General features: G+C 38.2%; 15 protein-coding genes. All 15 read right to left on the minus strand.

All coding sequences use genetic code 11. From position 1 onward, the window contains the following. Positions 1-140: 140 nt before the first annotated feature. The 15 genes from F4V44_RS08375 to smc all read right to left on the minus strand — a co-directional run bounded on the left by F4V44_RS08375 (position 141) and on the right by smc (position 13988). Complete coding sequence (locus F4V44_RS08375) at positions 141-422, minus strand: EscU/YscU/HrcU family type III secretion system export apparatus switch protein (protein WP_150439546.1); 282 nt, start codon at positions 420-422, stop codon at positions 141-143. Beyond that, positions 419-1780: a hypothetical protein gene (locus tag F4V44_RS08380; RefSeq protein WP_150439547.1), complete on the minus strand. Its 1362-nt coding sequence runs from the start codon at positions 1778-1780 to the stop codon at positions 419-421. Before F4V44_RS08380 ends, F4V44_RS08375 begins: the two co-directional genes overlap by 4 nt. 10 nt (positions 1781-1790) lie before the next feature. After that, positions 1791-2558: a ribonuclease HII gene (locus F4V44_RS08385; protein ID WP_150439548.1), complete on the minus strand. Its 768-nt coding sequence runs from the start codon at positions 2556-2558 to the stop codon at positions 1791-1793. A gap of 105 nt (positions 2559-2663) precedes the next feature. Next, positions 2664-3539: a ribosome biogenesis GTPase YlqF gene (gene ylqF / locus F4V44_RS08390; protein WP_150439549.1), complete on the minus strand. Its 876-nt coding sequence runs from the start codon at positions 3537-3539 to the stop codon at positions 2664-2666. Positions 3540-3556: 17 nt separating this feature from the next. Beyond that, on the minus strand, positions 3557-4108 hold the full coding sequence (gene lepB, locus F4V44_RS08395; protein WP_150439550.1) for a signal peptidase I: 552 nt from the start codon (positions 4106-4108) through the stop codon (positions 3557-3559). A gap of 223 nt (positions 4109-4331) precedes the next feature. After that, a complete protein-coding gene (rplS, locus tag F4V44_RS08400) occupies positions 4332-4676 on the minus strand; it encodes a 50S ribosomal protein L19 (RefSeq protein WP_150439551.1) in 345 nt (114 codons plus the stop codon). 183 nt (positions 4677-4859) lie between these two features. Further along, a complete protein-coding gene (gene trmD, locus F4V44_RS08405) occupies positions 4860-5618 on the minus strand; it encodes a tRNA (guanosine(37)-N1)-methyltransferase TrmD (protein WP_191090628.1) in 759 nt (252 codons plus the stop codon). Further along, on the minus strand, positions 5618-6133 hold the full coding sequence (gene rimM, locus F4V44_RS08410) for a ribosome maturation factor RimM (protein WP_150439553.1): 516 nt from the start codon (positions 6131-6133) through the stop codon (positions 5618-5620). Before rimM ends, trmD begins: the two co-directional genes overlap by 1 nt. 13 nt (positions 6134-6146) lie before the next feature. Next, positions 6147-6533, minus strand: a complete 387-nt coding sequence (locus tag F4V44_RS08415; protein WP_150439554.1) for a YlqD family protein — start codon at positions 6531-6533, stop codon at positions 6147-6149. Positions 6534-6735: 202 nt separating this feature from the next. Next, positions 6736-6969 (minus strand): KH domain-containing protein, encoded by a 234-nt coding sequence (locus tag F4V44_RS08420; RefSeq protein WP_150439555.1) that lies wholly within the window; start codon positions 6967-6969, stop codon positions 6736-6738. A 12-nt stretch (positions 6970-6981) separates the two neighbouring features. Next, positions 6982-7254 (minus strand): 30S ribosomal protein S16, encoded by a 273-nt coding sequence (rpsP, locus tag F4V44_RS08425; RefSeq protein WP_071395362.1) that lies wholly within the window; start codon positions 7252-7254, stop codon positions 6982-6984. A 108-nt stretch (positions 7255-7362) separates the two neighbouring features. Beyond that, entirely contained in the window at positions 7363-8715 is a 1353-nt protein-coding gene (gene ffh / locus F4V44_RS08430) for a signal recognition particle protein (protein ID WP_150439556.1), read from the minus strand. Between the two features lie 12 nt (positions 8716-8727). Further along, positions 8728-9060, minus strand: a complete 333-nt coding sequence (locus tag F4V44_RS08435; protein WP_150439557.1) for a putative DNA-binding protein — start codon at positions 9058-9060, stop codon at positions 8728-8730. Between the two features lie 289 nt (positions 9061-9349). Beyond that, the gene (ftsY, locus tag F4V44_RS08440; RefSeq protein WP_150439558.1) at positions 9350-10336 is read right to left on the minus strand and encodes a signal recognition particle-docking protein FtsY; all 987 of its coding nucleotides are present in this window, start codon (positions 10334-10336) and stop codon (positions 9350-9352) included. Positions 10337-10421: 85 nt separating this feature from the next. Then, a complete protein-coding gene (smc, locus tag F4V44_RS08445) occupies positions 10422-13988 on the minus strand; it encodes a chromosome segregation protein SMC (protein ID WP_150439559.1) in 3567 nt (1188 codons plus the stop codon). Positions 13989-13997 lie beyond the last annotated feature (9 nt).

A 13997-nucleotide genomic window follows, 5' to 3' on the forward strand; every position in this document is an offset into this window, starting at 1 on the left:
CAAACATCAATCATATTGTAAACGGTTGCAAAAATATAATATTATCCTTAAATAGCAAAAAATGTTAATTTAATTCTTTGATTTTATATAATCCCCCGTTAGCACAATAAATATTCCCTATGTATTTCTATTTACTTATGTTACTTTTTATTCATTAATTGATCTGCTTGATAAATGAAAGCAAATACCTCTGCAACAACCTGATAGAGCTCCTCCGGAATTTTCTCATTAATATTCAGCTTCCCTAATAATTCAACTAGAGAGGGGTCTTCCTGTATCGGAATTTGATGTTTTTTGGCTTCTTCAAGAATTTTGTCGGCCGTCAGTCCCTTACCTTTCGCCACAATAACCGGAGCAACCGCTTGCTTTTCATCATAGGTAAGGGCAACAGCTTGTTTTCTTTTTTCTAAATGTTTCATCATATACGAATATCCACTCCTGAATAGGGACTATTAGAAAGATAGGACGATAAAGCTTTTGTTTCGTTTTTCATTTTATACTCAGTCGGTTTTACGAAATGCACAAATGACAGCTTATAGCCGAGTGCTTGTAAATTTTCTTTTAGTATATCAGTATAAGGTGAGGTCAATTGTTTTAAATGGTTATATTCATTTACAACAGTCAACGTAATAATGCGATTTTGCACCTGCATATCAACCATTGTGTCTTGTAATTGTTCTAGTTCTAAATAAAATAATATCCGGCAATAACTAGGATCAATTTGACCATTTTCAAGCTTTCTTCCGCTCCATTGCATAGTTAAATCAACTGGTTTTTTCCATAGTGAAAGAGGAATTTGGAATGCAAATTGTTCTATTTGCGCAAAATCCTGTGCTAGAAGCTGCAATCCTGTTATTTTATGCAGAACAGCTTCAGCTGCTTCTCTTACAGACCCAGTCGATTCTTCTCTAATATAATTTAACAGCAGCGGCTTTAAAGCATTCTCTTTGAAACCATCATTAGAAAGGTCCTGTAAAAACCCTCCTACTTCATGCTCATACGTGTAGCCTATCCGTTGCATTAGCTCTTTAACAATCTTCACAAACGACGCAGGAGCATGAGGCGGAGCATCCGCTGTTATTTTAGATTTATCTGTTGCAGCCAATTCCGCTCCAGAATTAGAAATAGCTGCTTCATTTACTGTAGAATTCGCTAATAGCTGCTTTACGAAAGAAGCTAATTGCTGACCGGAATGGGATAATGACTCTTTTTGCATAAGACCACTTAATCTCTCTAGAGACTCTGTCAGTGAAAAGGAATCTGTTGCCGCAAGAGTGGCCTGAAAGGTTGTTGTTGTCATAGGCAGCTGTCTTTTAATCATCTGTTTGACTGCTTCTAGACCAGCCTGAACAGATTCTGACTCTTTGAGCCAAGCAGCTGTCTGTTCAACCGTTTCTTTACTAATCGGAAGCTGTTCCTTTAGAAAGAAACGAGTAATATTTTTATTCTCCGCATTAACTGGTATTTGCAGTTCCTTTATTAATGAGGAGATAGAGTCACCTGAAGTGCCCCCGTAATCAGCTGCTGATGCAAGCACCTTCAGTCTAACCTTTCCTTCACCCGGCTGAACTTGAAACCAGTATCGTTGATTAGCTTCTAGTGAAGCCTCCAATTGGGCCACAACCTTCGCCGCCCCCACCTGCAGAGAGGCGATCCCGTTTGGAAAGAGCTTAATAATTTTTCCGTTTAATATCTGCCCTGGATGAAAAGCAGTCGTTTGGCTATCCGATATTGTTCCGTTACGATTCAATCCTGCTAATATACTGCTGATGTTATTCATGCTCTCACCCTTATAATATATATTCCTTAATTGGTGCAAAGCTTTTCCGATGGATTGGTGTAATTCCGTAAGATTGTATAGCTTCTAAATGCTCCTTGGTCCCATAGCCTGCATGATTAGCAAAGCCGTAATCAGGGTATTGAACGTCATAATCCTTTAATATTTGGTCACGTGTTACCTTCGCCACAATAGATGCGGCTGCAATAGAAATACTTAGTCCATCACCTTTAATAATCGATTCCTGCGGGTACCGTGTATCCAGCTTTACTGCATCAATCAAGAGAAAATCAGGTTTTGGTTCTAGTTGAGAAATCGCCTCTAACATTGCTTTTTTCGTAGCTGCAAATATATTTATACGGTCAATTTCATCATTATTAATAATACCAATACCAATGGCTACTGCCGTTTCTTTTATTTTCATGCAAAATTGCTCACGTTTTTTCTCATTAAGTTTTTTTGAATCATCAATACCCGGCAGATAAAAGTCAGGAGGCAGTATTACAGCAGCCGCAACAACTGGTCCAGCAAGCGGTCCACGGCCTACCTCATCAATGCCAGCAATATATTGATACCCCCCCTGCCTATACTTATGTTCATATTCTGTCATTTTAATAAATTTCTCATGCTGTATCTTCTGATGCTCACGCACACGTTGCCACCTTTTTATAACTGTTTGAACACCTTTTCTCTCATCCTGCTGGATTTGTCTAAAGAATTCATCCTTTTCATCGTTTATTGTTACAAGCTTTTCTTCTATCTCCTTAATCGTCCATTTCAACTACATCTACCCCTATAATCTGTTAATAGTATATATATCGGTAAAAAAACAAAAAAATCAAGACTATCATTCATCCTGTAGTCTTGATTTTTTTATTTTTTTCTCCTAGTCTTCGGTAATAACTTGTTGGCTGATTAACCCAGGCCTTTCAAATGATAGAGCACCCATTTTCTCCGTTCTAATCTCACGAATGATAAGCTCAGTCACCTTATCGTAGTCAATTTCACCTTTTCCAAGCAGGCACCCTCTCTGTTTGCCAATGATATTGAAAAATTCAATAATATCTTCAGGGAATTCTTCAATATGAAAACGTTCTTTAAATCGATGAGGATAATTCTGCTCTAAAAATCGAATAGCATAAATAGCAACATCATGGAGATTTAAGATTGCATCCTTAATTGCTCCAGTTAATGCCAGCTTTAAACCAACTTCTTGATCTTCAAATTTTGGCCACAAGATTCCCGGCGTGTCCAATAACTCGAGTTCTTTTCCAACCTTAATCCATTGCTGGGCTTTAGTAACCCCTGGAGTATTTCCTGTTTTTGCAATATTTTTCTTTGCTAAACGGTTAATTAACGTTGATTTTCCTACATTAGGAATCCCTACAATCATGGCTCTAATCGCCCGAGGATTTACCCCTTTTGCTTTCATTCTGTCAAATTTATCTTTTAATATTCCCTGAGCTTCCAACACAATTTCCTTCATCCCTGTACCAGCTTGGGAGTTGATAGCTATTGCTTTTATCCCCTGCTCCGCAAAGAACTCTACCCATTCCTTTGTAATGGCTTTATCTGCCATATCTGCTTTATTTAATAGAACCAGCCTTGGTTTATGCTGAATGATTTCATCAATCATTGGATTACGGGAAGACAGTGGAATACGGGCATCCACTAACTCAAAGATGATATCTATAAGCTTTAATTTTTCTGTAACCTGTCTTCTAGCTTTGGCCATATGCCCGGGAAACCATTGGATTGTCAAATTACAATACCTCCTAATTATTTGATAAAACGTACATCTTCTAACGGCCAATAAATGACGCTTGTTTTTCCCAATACCTTTTCCATAGGAATTGTTCCAATATGTCGACTGTCCTTACTGAAACGGCGATTATCTCCCATCACAAATAATTCCCCTTCAGGTACTGTCGTCTGGCCAATTTTTTCTTCTAATGTAAATGGCTCTGTTAACGGTCCATCAATCACTTGTTTTTTATACTCATCCAGATACGGCTCCTCATATGCTTTTCCATTCACATAAAGCGTATCATCCTTATACTCAATTGTATCACCTGGAAGTCCTATCACTCGTTTTATGTAATCTTTTTCTTCAGGTGCATGAAACACGATAATGTCAAAACGTTCAGGCTCACCGATTTTATAACTAAATTTGCTGACAATCATTCTGTCTTGATCATGTAACGTCGGCATCATGGAAAGACCATCTACGACAATTGGAGCAAATAAAAAGTAACGGATAACTGCTGCTAATAATACGGCAATAACCAGCGCCTTAATCCATTCCCAGAATTCATTCTTTTTCTTTGCCAACTTTAATCCCCACCATTCTTGGGTATATTTATGAAGCAGTCATATTCAGACGAATAAAGTCGACAATTAGATAACAAATATGTATGTTTTCTATTGACCTACAAATAATTAGACTGATTCATACCTTCTTGTATATTTTACAATAATTTCTATTAAAAACAAAAATAATGAATTTTAATCAATAAAAAGGAGCCTGTTACCAAGCTCCTTTTTTACCGCTCTATTATCGAATTTCTTTGATACGAGCTTTTTTACCACGTAGATTACGTAGATAGTAAAGTTTCGCACGACGGACTTTACCGCGACGAATAACTTCAAGCTTCGCAATTTTTGGTGTGTGGACAGGGAAAGTACGCTCAACGCCTACTCCGTAAGATACCTTACGAACTGTGAAAGTCTCGCTAATTCCACCACCACGACGCTTAATCACAACACCTTCATATACCTGAATACGCTCACGAGTTCCCTCAACAACTTTTACGTGTACACGTACAGTGTCACCAGGACGGAATGTAGGAAGATCTGAACGAAGTTGTTCTTTTGTGATTTCTTCGATTAATTTATGCATCGTTTTCAACTCCTTCCAACAGATGCTCTTGCACAACAAATATAATTTTCTTAACTGCAGCGGAACATCTTTATAAGACTTAGAACCACTGTTCTAAATCACAAAATTTATAATAGCATAAAATATTCATGAATACAATAGTTAGATTGTTTTCAGATAATAAAATTAATTCACTTACAACTTCTAGCTCTTCTTTTTATCAGATTCTTGTTCCTTTAAGAATTCTTGAAGCCATTTTTTTTGCTTATCATCTAAAGTGTACTCTTCTAATAAATCCGGGCGCCGCAAAAACGTTCTTCTCAATGACTCTTTTGCACGCCATTCGTCAATTAAGCGATGATTACCAGAAAGAAGAACATCCGGGACTTTCATGTCTCGAAATTCAGCCGGACGAGTGTAATGAGGATGCTCGAGAAGGCCTGTACTAAAGGAATCCTTTATATGAGACTGTTCATTTCCTAGTACGTCCGGAAGAAGTCGTACAACACTGTCGATGATTACCATCGCTCCAAGCTCTCCTCCCGTCAATACAAAATCTCCAATCGAAATTTCATCTGTTACAACATGTTCTCGAATTCTTTCATCATAACCTTCATAATGTCCGCAGACAAAAATCAAATGCTCAGACTGAGCTAATTCCTCTGCTTTTTTTTGATTAAAGCGCTCACCTTGCGGACATAGCAAAATTACACGCGGCTTTTTCGATTCGGAATGAGCTGTTAAATCCTCTACTGCATCAAAAATCGGCTGCGGTTTTAACACCATTCCAGCTCCCCCGCCATAAGGATAATCATCAACAGTCTGGTGCTTGTTATCGGAATACTCTCGAAAGTTCACAACCCGATAGGAAACAGCCTTTATCTCTTCCGCACGTTTTAAAATAGAGGACCCAAGAACTCCGGAAAACATTTCAGGAAAAAGGGTTAATACATCCATTTTCATCATGACAACAATCCCTCAATCGGGGAAATTATAATTCTCTTCTCATTCACATCTATTTCTTTAACAACATCCTCTATATATGGGATTAAATGTTCCTTTCCTTTACCTTTCACTACCCATACGTCATTTGCCCCAGGTGTTAAAATTTCCTTTACCTTTCCTAACTCTTCACCTTCATCCGTGATGACAGTACAGTCAATTATTTCATGGAAATAATACTCATCTTCATCAAGTTCACCAAGCTGATTTTCAGGAACCTTTAACATACCCTCTTTAAAGGTTTCGATTTGATTAATATCGTCATATCCCTCGAAAGAAAGTAAATCAAAGTTTTTATGATTACGGTGAGTTTTGACAATTAATTCAATTGGCTCTAGTATACCTTGTTTAAATAAAAATAACGTATTTCCTTTTTTATATCGTTCATCAGCAAAATCCGTTTTGGAAATCACACGAACTTCACCTTTAATTCCGTGCGTGTTAACAATTTTTCCAACATTAAACCATTTTTCCATCAGATCCTCACCTCTAACGTATTTCAATCACGATATCATCCTTTATGACGATTGTTTTTCTTTGTATCAGCTCACTCCAACGATCGCCTTCTTGGATTTCAACAAGTGCCTGAACTTCACTCTCTTTAATTTCGCTGCCTAAAGGTAGCATATGTAATTGTTCTAATTGAAACTCAATCAGTTTTACTTTTTCAAGCCTATTTTGTATTTCTTTATCAAATTGACTTTTCAAACTGGCCTGCTGAAATTTTTTCGACTTTTCTAGCTTTTTCAACTCAAAACGCAGCTGGTCACATTCTTTTTGAAGTTGTACTAAACTCGTATGATATTTCTTTTGCAGTTCGCCCTTACTCTTATCAGTTAAAACCTGCTTGACAACAACTGATTGCAGCAGCTTCATCCAAGCGCCCCCTATCATACTTTTATTTTGGTACAAAAAAGTAAAAAACACGCAGTTTATTATCTGTTAATGCTGTTTACATAATATGTATACATGATAAGTTTTGAACTATGTTAAAAAAGCGCAGGAGCCAAAAATGGCACTTGCGCTAATCTTTCTTTTCGACAGCTCTCATATTTATAAACAAGAACCTTTATCGATGTTACTCTTTAATTTCTAAAAATGCCTTTTGCTGCAGGTTCGTTGTTGCCGCCGCATAAACGACTGTTCGTATCGCTTTAGCAACCCTGCCCTGCTTACCGATCACTTTTCCCATATCTTGTTTGTTGACAGAAAGCTGATAGATGATTCGATTATCCTCTTCAAGGACATTCACTTGAACATCATCAGGATAGTCAACAAGGGGTTTTACAATCGTTTCGATAAGTTCCTTCATACGTAAGAAGAATTACTTAGCGTTTTTGATATTATGGAATTTCTCCATAATACCTTGTTGTGAGAATAGGTTACGAACTGTATCAGATGGTTTTGCACCGTTTTGCAACCATTTTAATGCTAGTTCTTCATCGATGTTAATTTGTGCTGGTTGTGTAACCGGGTTGTAAGTTCCTACTGTTTCAATAGAACGTCCATCACGAGGAGAACGAGAATCTGCTACAACAATACGATAGAAAGGAGATTTTTTTGCTCCCATACGTTTTAAACGAATTTTTACTGCCATTTTAATAAGCACCTCCGAATAGTTTCACACAAGATAATATATTATCAATTGTTAAAAGCTTTGTAAAGTCTTTTTTCTTGTCAGTTAGAAAAAACTGCCGACAAGAGATTAAAACGGTTTAAATGGAAATTTGAAACCGCCTTTTTTCTTTCCTTTTTGCTGCATTCCAGCCATTTGCTTCATCATTTTTTTCATATCGTCAAATTGCTTAAGCAGTCGATTTACCTCCGGAACAGAAGTACCGCTTCCTTTCGCAATTCGTTTACGACGGCTGGCATTAATAATTTCAGGCTGTATTTTCTCCTGCTTTGTCATTGATTTAATGATTGCTTCTACATGGGCAATCTGTTTATCGTCAATCTGCAGATTATTTAAGCCCTTTATTTTGTTCGCACCTGGCATCATCTTCAGCAATTCATCTAATGGACCCATATTGCGAACCTGGCCAAGCTGTTCAAGAAAGTCATCAAAGGTAAAGGATGCTGTGCGCATCTTTTGTTCTAGTTCCCTTGCCTTTTCTTCATCAACATTTGCCTGCGCTTTTTCAATAAGCGTCAGAACATCACCCATGCCTAGAATTCTTGAGGCCATTCTTTCAGGATGAAACGTTTCAATTGCGTCCATTTTTTCCCCAAGACCAACAAATTTGATTGGTGTATTGGTAACGGAACGAATAGAAAGTGCTGCACCCCCACGAGTATCGCCATCAAGTTTTGTTAAGACAACACCTGTTAATCCAAGCTGTTCATTAAAACTAGAAGCTACATTAACAGCATCTTGACCGGTCATGGCATCGACAACAAGAAAAATCTCATCGGGCTTTGTGAGCTCTTTAATTTGCTTAAGCTCATCCATCAATGCCTCATCCACGTGTAAACGCCCTGCTGTGTCAATCAAAACATAGTCATGATGATCATCTTTTGCCTTTTGAATAGCCTGTTTAGCTATTTCTACGGGGCTCACTTGGTCTCCAAGTGAGAAGACGGGCATGCTTAATTGTTTTCCGAGCGTTTCAAGCTGCTTAATTGCTGCTGGTCGGTAAATATCAGCGGCAACAAGCATGGGATTGCGGTTATATTTCTTACGAAGTAAGTTTGCGAGTTTCCCTGTTGTTGTTGTTTTACCGGCACCCTGCAGCCCAACCATCATAATGACAGTTGGCGGCCTATTCGAAACAGCAATTTTGCTCTGTTCCCCACCCATTAGTTCTGTCAGCTCTTCCTTAACTACCTTTATTACTTGTTGTCCAGGTGTTAAGCTTTTCATTACTTCTTGACCAACAGAACGTTCGCTAACCTTTTTAACAAAATCCTTCACGACTTTGAAGTTAACATCGGCTTCTAAAAGAGCTAGTCGTACTTCACGCATCATTTCTTTAACGTCTGATTCCGTGACCTTCCCTTTACCACGAATCTTTTGAATCGTACTTTGCAGTCGGTCGGCTAAACCTTCAAATGCCATGTATGCCGCCTCCTAATCTAATTTCGCAAGCTCATCAACCATTTCAGACAATTTATGTAGAGATACTGTTTCCTCTTTCAGTCTCTCTTTCATTTCCTCAATTAACTTTGTACGCTCTTGAAATTTCTTGAATAATAACAGCTTTTCTTCATATTCTTCAAGCATGATTTCCGTCCGTTTGATATTATCATAAACAGCTTGACGGCTAACATTATATTCTTCTGCAATCTCACCCAAGGAAAAATCATCTAAATAGTAGAGAGCCATGTAACTGCGCTGCTTCGGTGTTAACAACGATTGATAGAAGTCATATAAGTAATTCATTCTCGTTGTTTTCTCAAGCATCGCGATTCCCCCTATGTTAAGTGAAAAGCCTTTACAAAAGTTAGTCTACACACTAATGACTAAGATGTCAAGAAAATATCTTTACATATACGAAAAGCGGAAGCGCCTTGCTTAGCGACGTATGGACTGGAACACTCCGGACTGAGATAAAGGAAACACGAAGAACGCGCTAGGCGTGATTCGATGTTGACGAAATCGTTGCGGAGGAAGTGTGAAGTCCACTAGGTGCTAGGCGCTGGAGCTAGACAAAGAAAAGTGGAAACTCCTTGCTCAACCTACAATATAGCGTTTATTCAGCCTTTTCGACAAGGTCAGCAAATAGTCCATAAACATATTGTTCAGCATTAAAGGTTTGCAGGTCATCCATTTTTTCACCGAGTCCAACAAATTTAACCGGGATATTTAACTCATTACGAATTGCAAGGACAATTCCTCCTTTTGCAGTGCCGTCAAGCTTGGTTAAAACGATTCCTGTTACGTCCGTTGCCTCCTTGAACGTTTTAGCCTGGATCATTGCATTTTGACCTGTAGTAGCATCTAACACAAGCAATACTTCGTGAGGAGCACCAGGAATTTCCCTTTCAATCACCCGTTTTACTTTTTCTAATTCTTTCATCAAATTAACTTTATTTTGCAGACGCCCTGCTGTATCACATAACAGAATATCTGCATTTCTTGATTTTGCTGCTTGAATCGCATCAAACATAACAGCAGCTGGATCTGAACCGGCTGCTTGCTTAATGACTTCAACGCCAACTCGTTCTCCCCATACTTCCAATTGTTCAATAGCACCTGCTCTGAAGGTATCTCCTGCTGCCATTAAAACCTTCTTTCCTTCCGATTTAAATTGATAACCTAATTTACCAATTGTTGTCGTTTTACCAACACCATTTACACCAACGAACAAGATGACCGTTAAGGCATTCTCCTGAATATTTAATGAAGAAGACGCATTTTCGCCTCCCTCATAAATGGCAACAAGCTTTTCAGAGATAACACTTTGTACTTCATTTGGATCTTGGATATTTTTTCTTTGTACCTCACGTTTTAATTCTTCGATAAGAGTCATCACCGTATCGAAGCCAACATCCGCTTGAATGAGGATTTCTTCCAGCTCTTCAAAAAACTCTTCATCCACCTTTCGATAACGGGAAACAAGATCATTTACACGGCCTGTGAAGCTGTCCCTTGTTTTTGTTAAGCCTTCTTTAAATTTTTCCGTCACACTATCTGTTTGCTTTGTAATTTTTTCTTTTAATTTTTTGAAAAAACTCACAGAATCACTTCCTTTATATTTATATACATACTGATTATTCTTCTGAACTCAACAGCTAATGGAAGACATTATTATGGGGACGTCCTTAAGGAGCTGCAAATTCTTTTGTCTCTTCAAGTCGGACAGATACCAGCCTGGAGACTCCCGATTCCTGCATGGTGACACCATATAAAACATCCGCCTCTTCCATCGTTCCTTTACGATGAGTGATAACGATAAATTGAGCTTCCTTGCTGTATCGTTTTAAATATTGGCTAAAGCGGTACACGTTTGCTTCATCAAGAGCTGCTTCTACTTCATCTAGAATACAGAATGGGACAGGTCTAGTTTTTAAAATAGAAAATAACAGTGCAATTGCAGTTAAAGCCCGTTCTCCTCCAGAAAGCAGTCCTAAGTTTTGCAGTTTTTTACCAGGAGGCTGTGCAACAATCTCTATCCCTGTGTTTAATAAATCCTGTGAATTTGTTAAACGCAAATCTGCTCTGCCGCCGCCAAATAATTCTTTAAACACTGATTCAAAATGAAAACGAACCTCTTCAAACGTCTGCTGAAACCGTCTTTTCATTTCAACATCCATCTCATCGATTACTTGGAATAACGTATTTTTTGCTTCTTGAAGATCGTTTCTTTGCTCCTTTAGAAACTCATAGCGTTCTGAAACTCTTTCATATTCCTCTATTGCACCAAGATTAACAGTCCCAAGCTCCTCTAGTGCCAACTTGATTAATTTGACTTTCGTCCGTGCTTCATCAATTGAAAGCATGAGCGGGTAAGCTTCCTTAGCCCCTTCATATGATAACAAGTATTCTTCTCGTAGGTGTGCCAATTTATTTTCTAGCTCTACATCAAGACGATTCAGCTGTACCTCTTCATCCTTCATAAAAACAGACAAGCCTCTATGCTGACGCTTTAATTCTTTAATTTCCAGCTCTAGGTCATCAAGTTCACTCTGTATGTTCAGACGTTCTCTCCGTCTACCTGCAATCAGGTTCACTGTTTCATTTTTATCACGGAGTTTTTCTGTTGCTGCTGCTTCCAGTTTACTTTCTCCTGACGAGCTCTCAGACATTTCGGAGTCCAATAGTTGCAAATCCTCCTGATAGAATCGCAGTTTTTTTTCGCTGTCTTCCAGTTCAAATGAAACTGAAGCTAGTTTTTCTTTTGTATAATTCACCTGTTCATTTTTTGCAGCTAATAGAGCTTTTAACTCGCTAATTTCTGAAAGCAAGGAATCTTTGGATAAGTTTTGCGAGACCTTTTGCTCACTTAACTTTTGAATCTCAGTTTCAAGCTGCACGATAGCCGAATGCTGATTTTCTAATAAACTTGAAAGAAGCTTCTTTCGGTCTGTCATTCTTTCCTTTTCAATCAGATACTCTTTTTGATTAAGATCATAGATTGAAAGACGTTCATTCATATTCTTTTCCTGTAGCTCTGCTTCTCTTAATTGCCCTTTAATGGCCTGCTCTTTCAATCTTAGCGTTTCGCCATTTTTACGCATGTGATCAAGTTCTTGCTCCTTCGATACTACATCCGTTTTTAACCCCTTGATTTTAGCTTCTAAATTAGTTGTTTTATCTTCCATATCAGCTAATTTTTCCTTCAGCTCATCAAGTTCACTTTTTCGCGACAATAGTGAAGAAGAATTTTGCTTAACGGCTCCCCCGGTCATAGATCCTCCTGCATTGACAAGATCACCGTCGAGCGTCACAAATCGGCAGCGATAGCCAAGTAGCTTTGCCATTTCATTCGCGCTCTTTAAATCCTTCGTAATGACAACCATCCCTAAGAGACTTTTCATGATATCTTCATAAGCTGAATCAAAGCTAATAAGATCCGACGCAACGCCAACAAAGTCAGGATGTTTAGAAATTAGTTGCAATTGATTACTTGCTAACGATTTTCCTTTTATAACACCTAGAGGCAGGAAAGTAGCACGCCCAAAACGATTGTTTTTTAAATACTGGATCGCGTGTCTGCCATCCTGCTCATTACGAACTACAATATGCTGCATGCTCGCACCTAAAGCTGTTTCTATGGCAACCTCATATTCCTTTGGTACCGAAACTAATTCAGCGATGGCACCTTCAATCCCCTGCAATTTCCCTTGCCGGGCTTTTAAAACCTCTTTAACCCCTTGGAAAAATCCAGCATATCCTTCTTCCAACTCTTCAAGCATCTCTTTGCGTGATTTTGTTTGCTGCAAGTACTGATACGCTTGATACAGGGTTTTCTCGTTTTTGTCATACATATTTTTTAATGCTTCATACTTCCCCTGTTCCTTATGATAAAGGTGGGCTTGATTTTCTAGCTCTTGTTGAACTGCCTTTAATGAATTTTTAATTTTCATTATCGTTTTCTGCAGCTCAGCACGCTCGGCAATATATTTGGCATTATCATCTTCCTGTCTGCCATTTCTTTCACTTAACTGTTTTAATTGCTGCTCAATGAGATGTAATTCGTTTTTCGCAGCAGCCTGTTTATTTAAAACCTCAATATATTCACTTTTTCTATCATCTATCGTTTGCTCAATATTTTCACTAAGGCGGTTCATTTGTCCTTGTTTATCTTTTAACTGGGTCTTTAATGTGTCTGCTTCGGCTTCAAGCACAAGAGCCTGCTTCTCGAGCTTTTCTTTTTGAATGGTTAAACTTTCTGCCTTTTTGCTCAAGTCTTTTACACTATTCTCTAGCTGTACTTTATTTTGAGCCGCATTTTTCTTTCTTTCCTTTAAAACTTCTTTTCTGCCCTCAAGCTTCTCGAGCTCCTCACTTGCATGAAGCAGTACATTTTGCAAATCATTTATCGACTCATCTAACGCCGTCATATGATTTCGTAGCTCTTCAAGCTTAACTTCTTTTCTTTGCAAGTTTGTGGAAAGCTTTATTTCGTTTTGCTTATGTTCCTGCACTTTCTCAGACATCGATTTCCATTTGGTATGTAATTCTTCAATTTCAAACACAGTTACAGCAACTTCTACTTTTTCCAGCGCTTCTTTTTGTTCTAGATAGTCTCTTGCTATTGAGCTTTGAATTTTTAGTGGTTCAATCTGCCCCTCTAATTCAAAAAGTATATCGTTCACACGATTTAAATTTTCTTCGGTTTCATTTAACTTTCCTTCAGCCTTCTTTTTTCTTGTTTTATATTTTAATACACCGGCTGCTTCTTCAAAAATAGTCCGTCGGTCCTCAGCTTTACTGTTGAGAATCTCTTCCACTTTTCCTTGGCTGATAATCGAAAACGCTTCTCTTCCAAGCCCTGAATCCATAAAAAGATCAACAATATCCTTTAAACGGCATGATTGTTTATTAATGAAGAATTCACTGTCACCAGAACGAAAGACCCTTCTTGTAACGCTGACTTCGTTATAATCGACAGGCAGAAATTGATCTTCGTTGTCTAATGTTAATGTGACTTCTGCAAAGTTAAGAGGTTTTCGCGAATCGCTTCCAGCAAAAATAATATCTTCCATTTTTGCCCCCCGAAGCGATTTAGCGGATTGTTCCCCTAAAACCCAGCGAATAGCATCGGTAATATTGCTCTTTCCACTTCCATTAGGACCGACAACAGCAGTGACCCCTTGAACAAAATCCACTGCTATTCGCTCAGCAAACGATTTAAAGCCCACAATATCTAATCGTTTTAGAAACACTGTGCTTCC

This window comes from Niallia endozanthoxylica (genome assembly GCF_008710145.1).
In the GTDB taxonomy this organism is placed as follows: domain Bacteria; phylum Bacillota; class Bacilli; order Bacillales; family Cytobacillaceae; genus Bacillus_BD; species Bacillus_BD endozanthoxylica.

Bases quoted from the DNA above. Each gene is read 5' to 3' on its own strand.
- F4V44_RS08415 (WP_150439554.1), bottom strand. From the start codon at position 6,533: ATGAAGCTGCTGCAATCAGTTGTTGTCAAGCAGGTTTTAACTGATAAG.
- rimM (WP_150439553.1), bottom strand. From the start codon at position 6,133: ATGGAAAAATGGTTTAATGTTGGAAAAATTGTTAACACGCACGGAATT.
- F4V44_RS08420 (WP_150439555.1), bottom strand. From the start codon at position 6,969: ATGAAGGAACTTATCGAAACGATTGTAAAACCCCTTGTTGACTATCCT.
- F4V44_RS08380 (WP_150439547.1), bottom strand. From the start codon at position 1,780: ATGAATAACATCAGCAGTATATTAGCAGGATTGAATCGTAACGGAACA.
- rpsP (WP_071395362.1), bottom strand. From the start codon at position 7,254: ATGGCAGTAAAAATTCGTTTAAAACGTATGGGAGCAAAAAAATCTCCT.
- rplS (WP_150439551.1), bottom strand. From the start codon at position 4,676: ATGCATAAATTAATCGAAGAAATCACAAAAGAACAACTTCGTTCAGAT.
- F4V44_RS08435 (WP_150439557.1), bottom strand. From the start codon at position 9,060: ATGCTTGAGAAAACAACGAGAATGAATTACTTATATGACTTCTATCAA.
- trmD (WP_191090628.1), bottom strand. From the start codon at position 5,618: ATGAAAATGGATGTATTAACCCTTTTTCCTGAAATGTTTTCCGGAGTT.
- ffh (WP_150439556.1), bottom strand. From the start codon at position 8,715: ATGGCATTTGAAGGTTTAGCCGACCGACTGCAAAGTACGATTCAAAAG.
- F4V44_RS08375 (WP_150439546.1), bottom strand. From the start codon at position 422: ATGATGAAACATTTAGAAAAAAGAAAACAAGCTGTTGCCCTTACCTAT.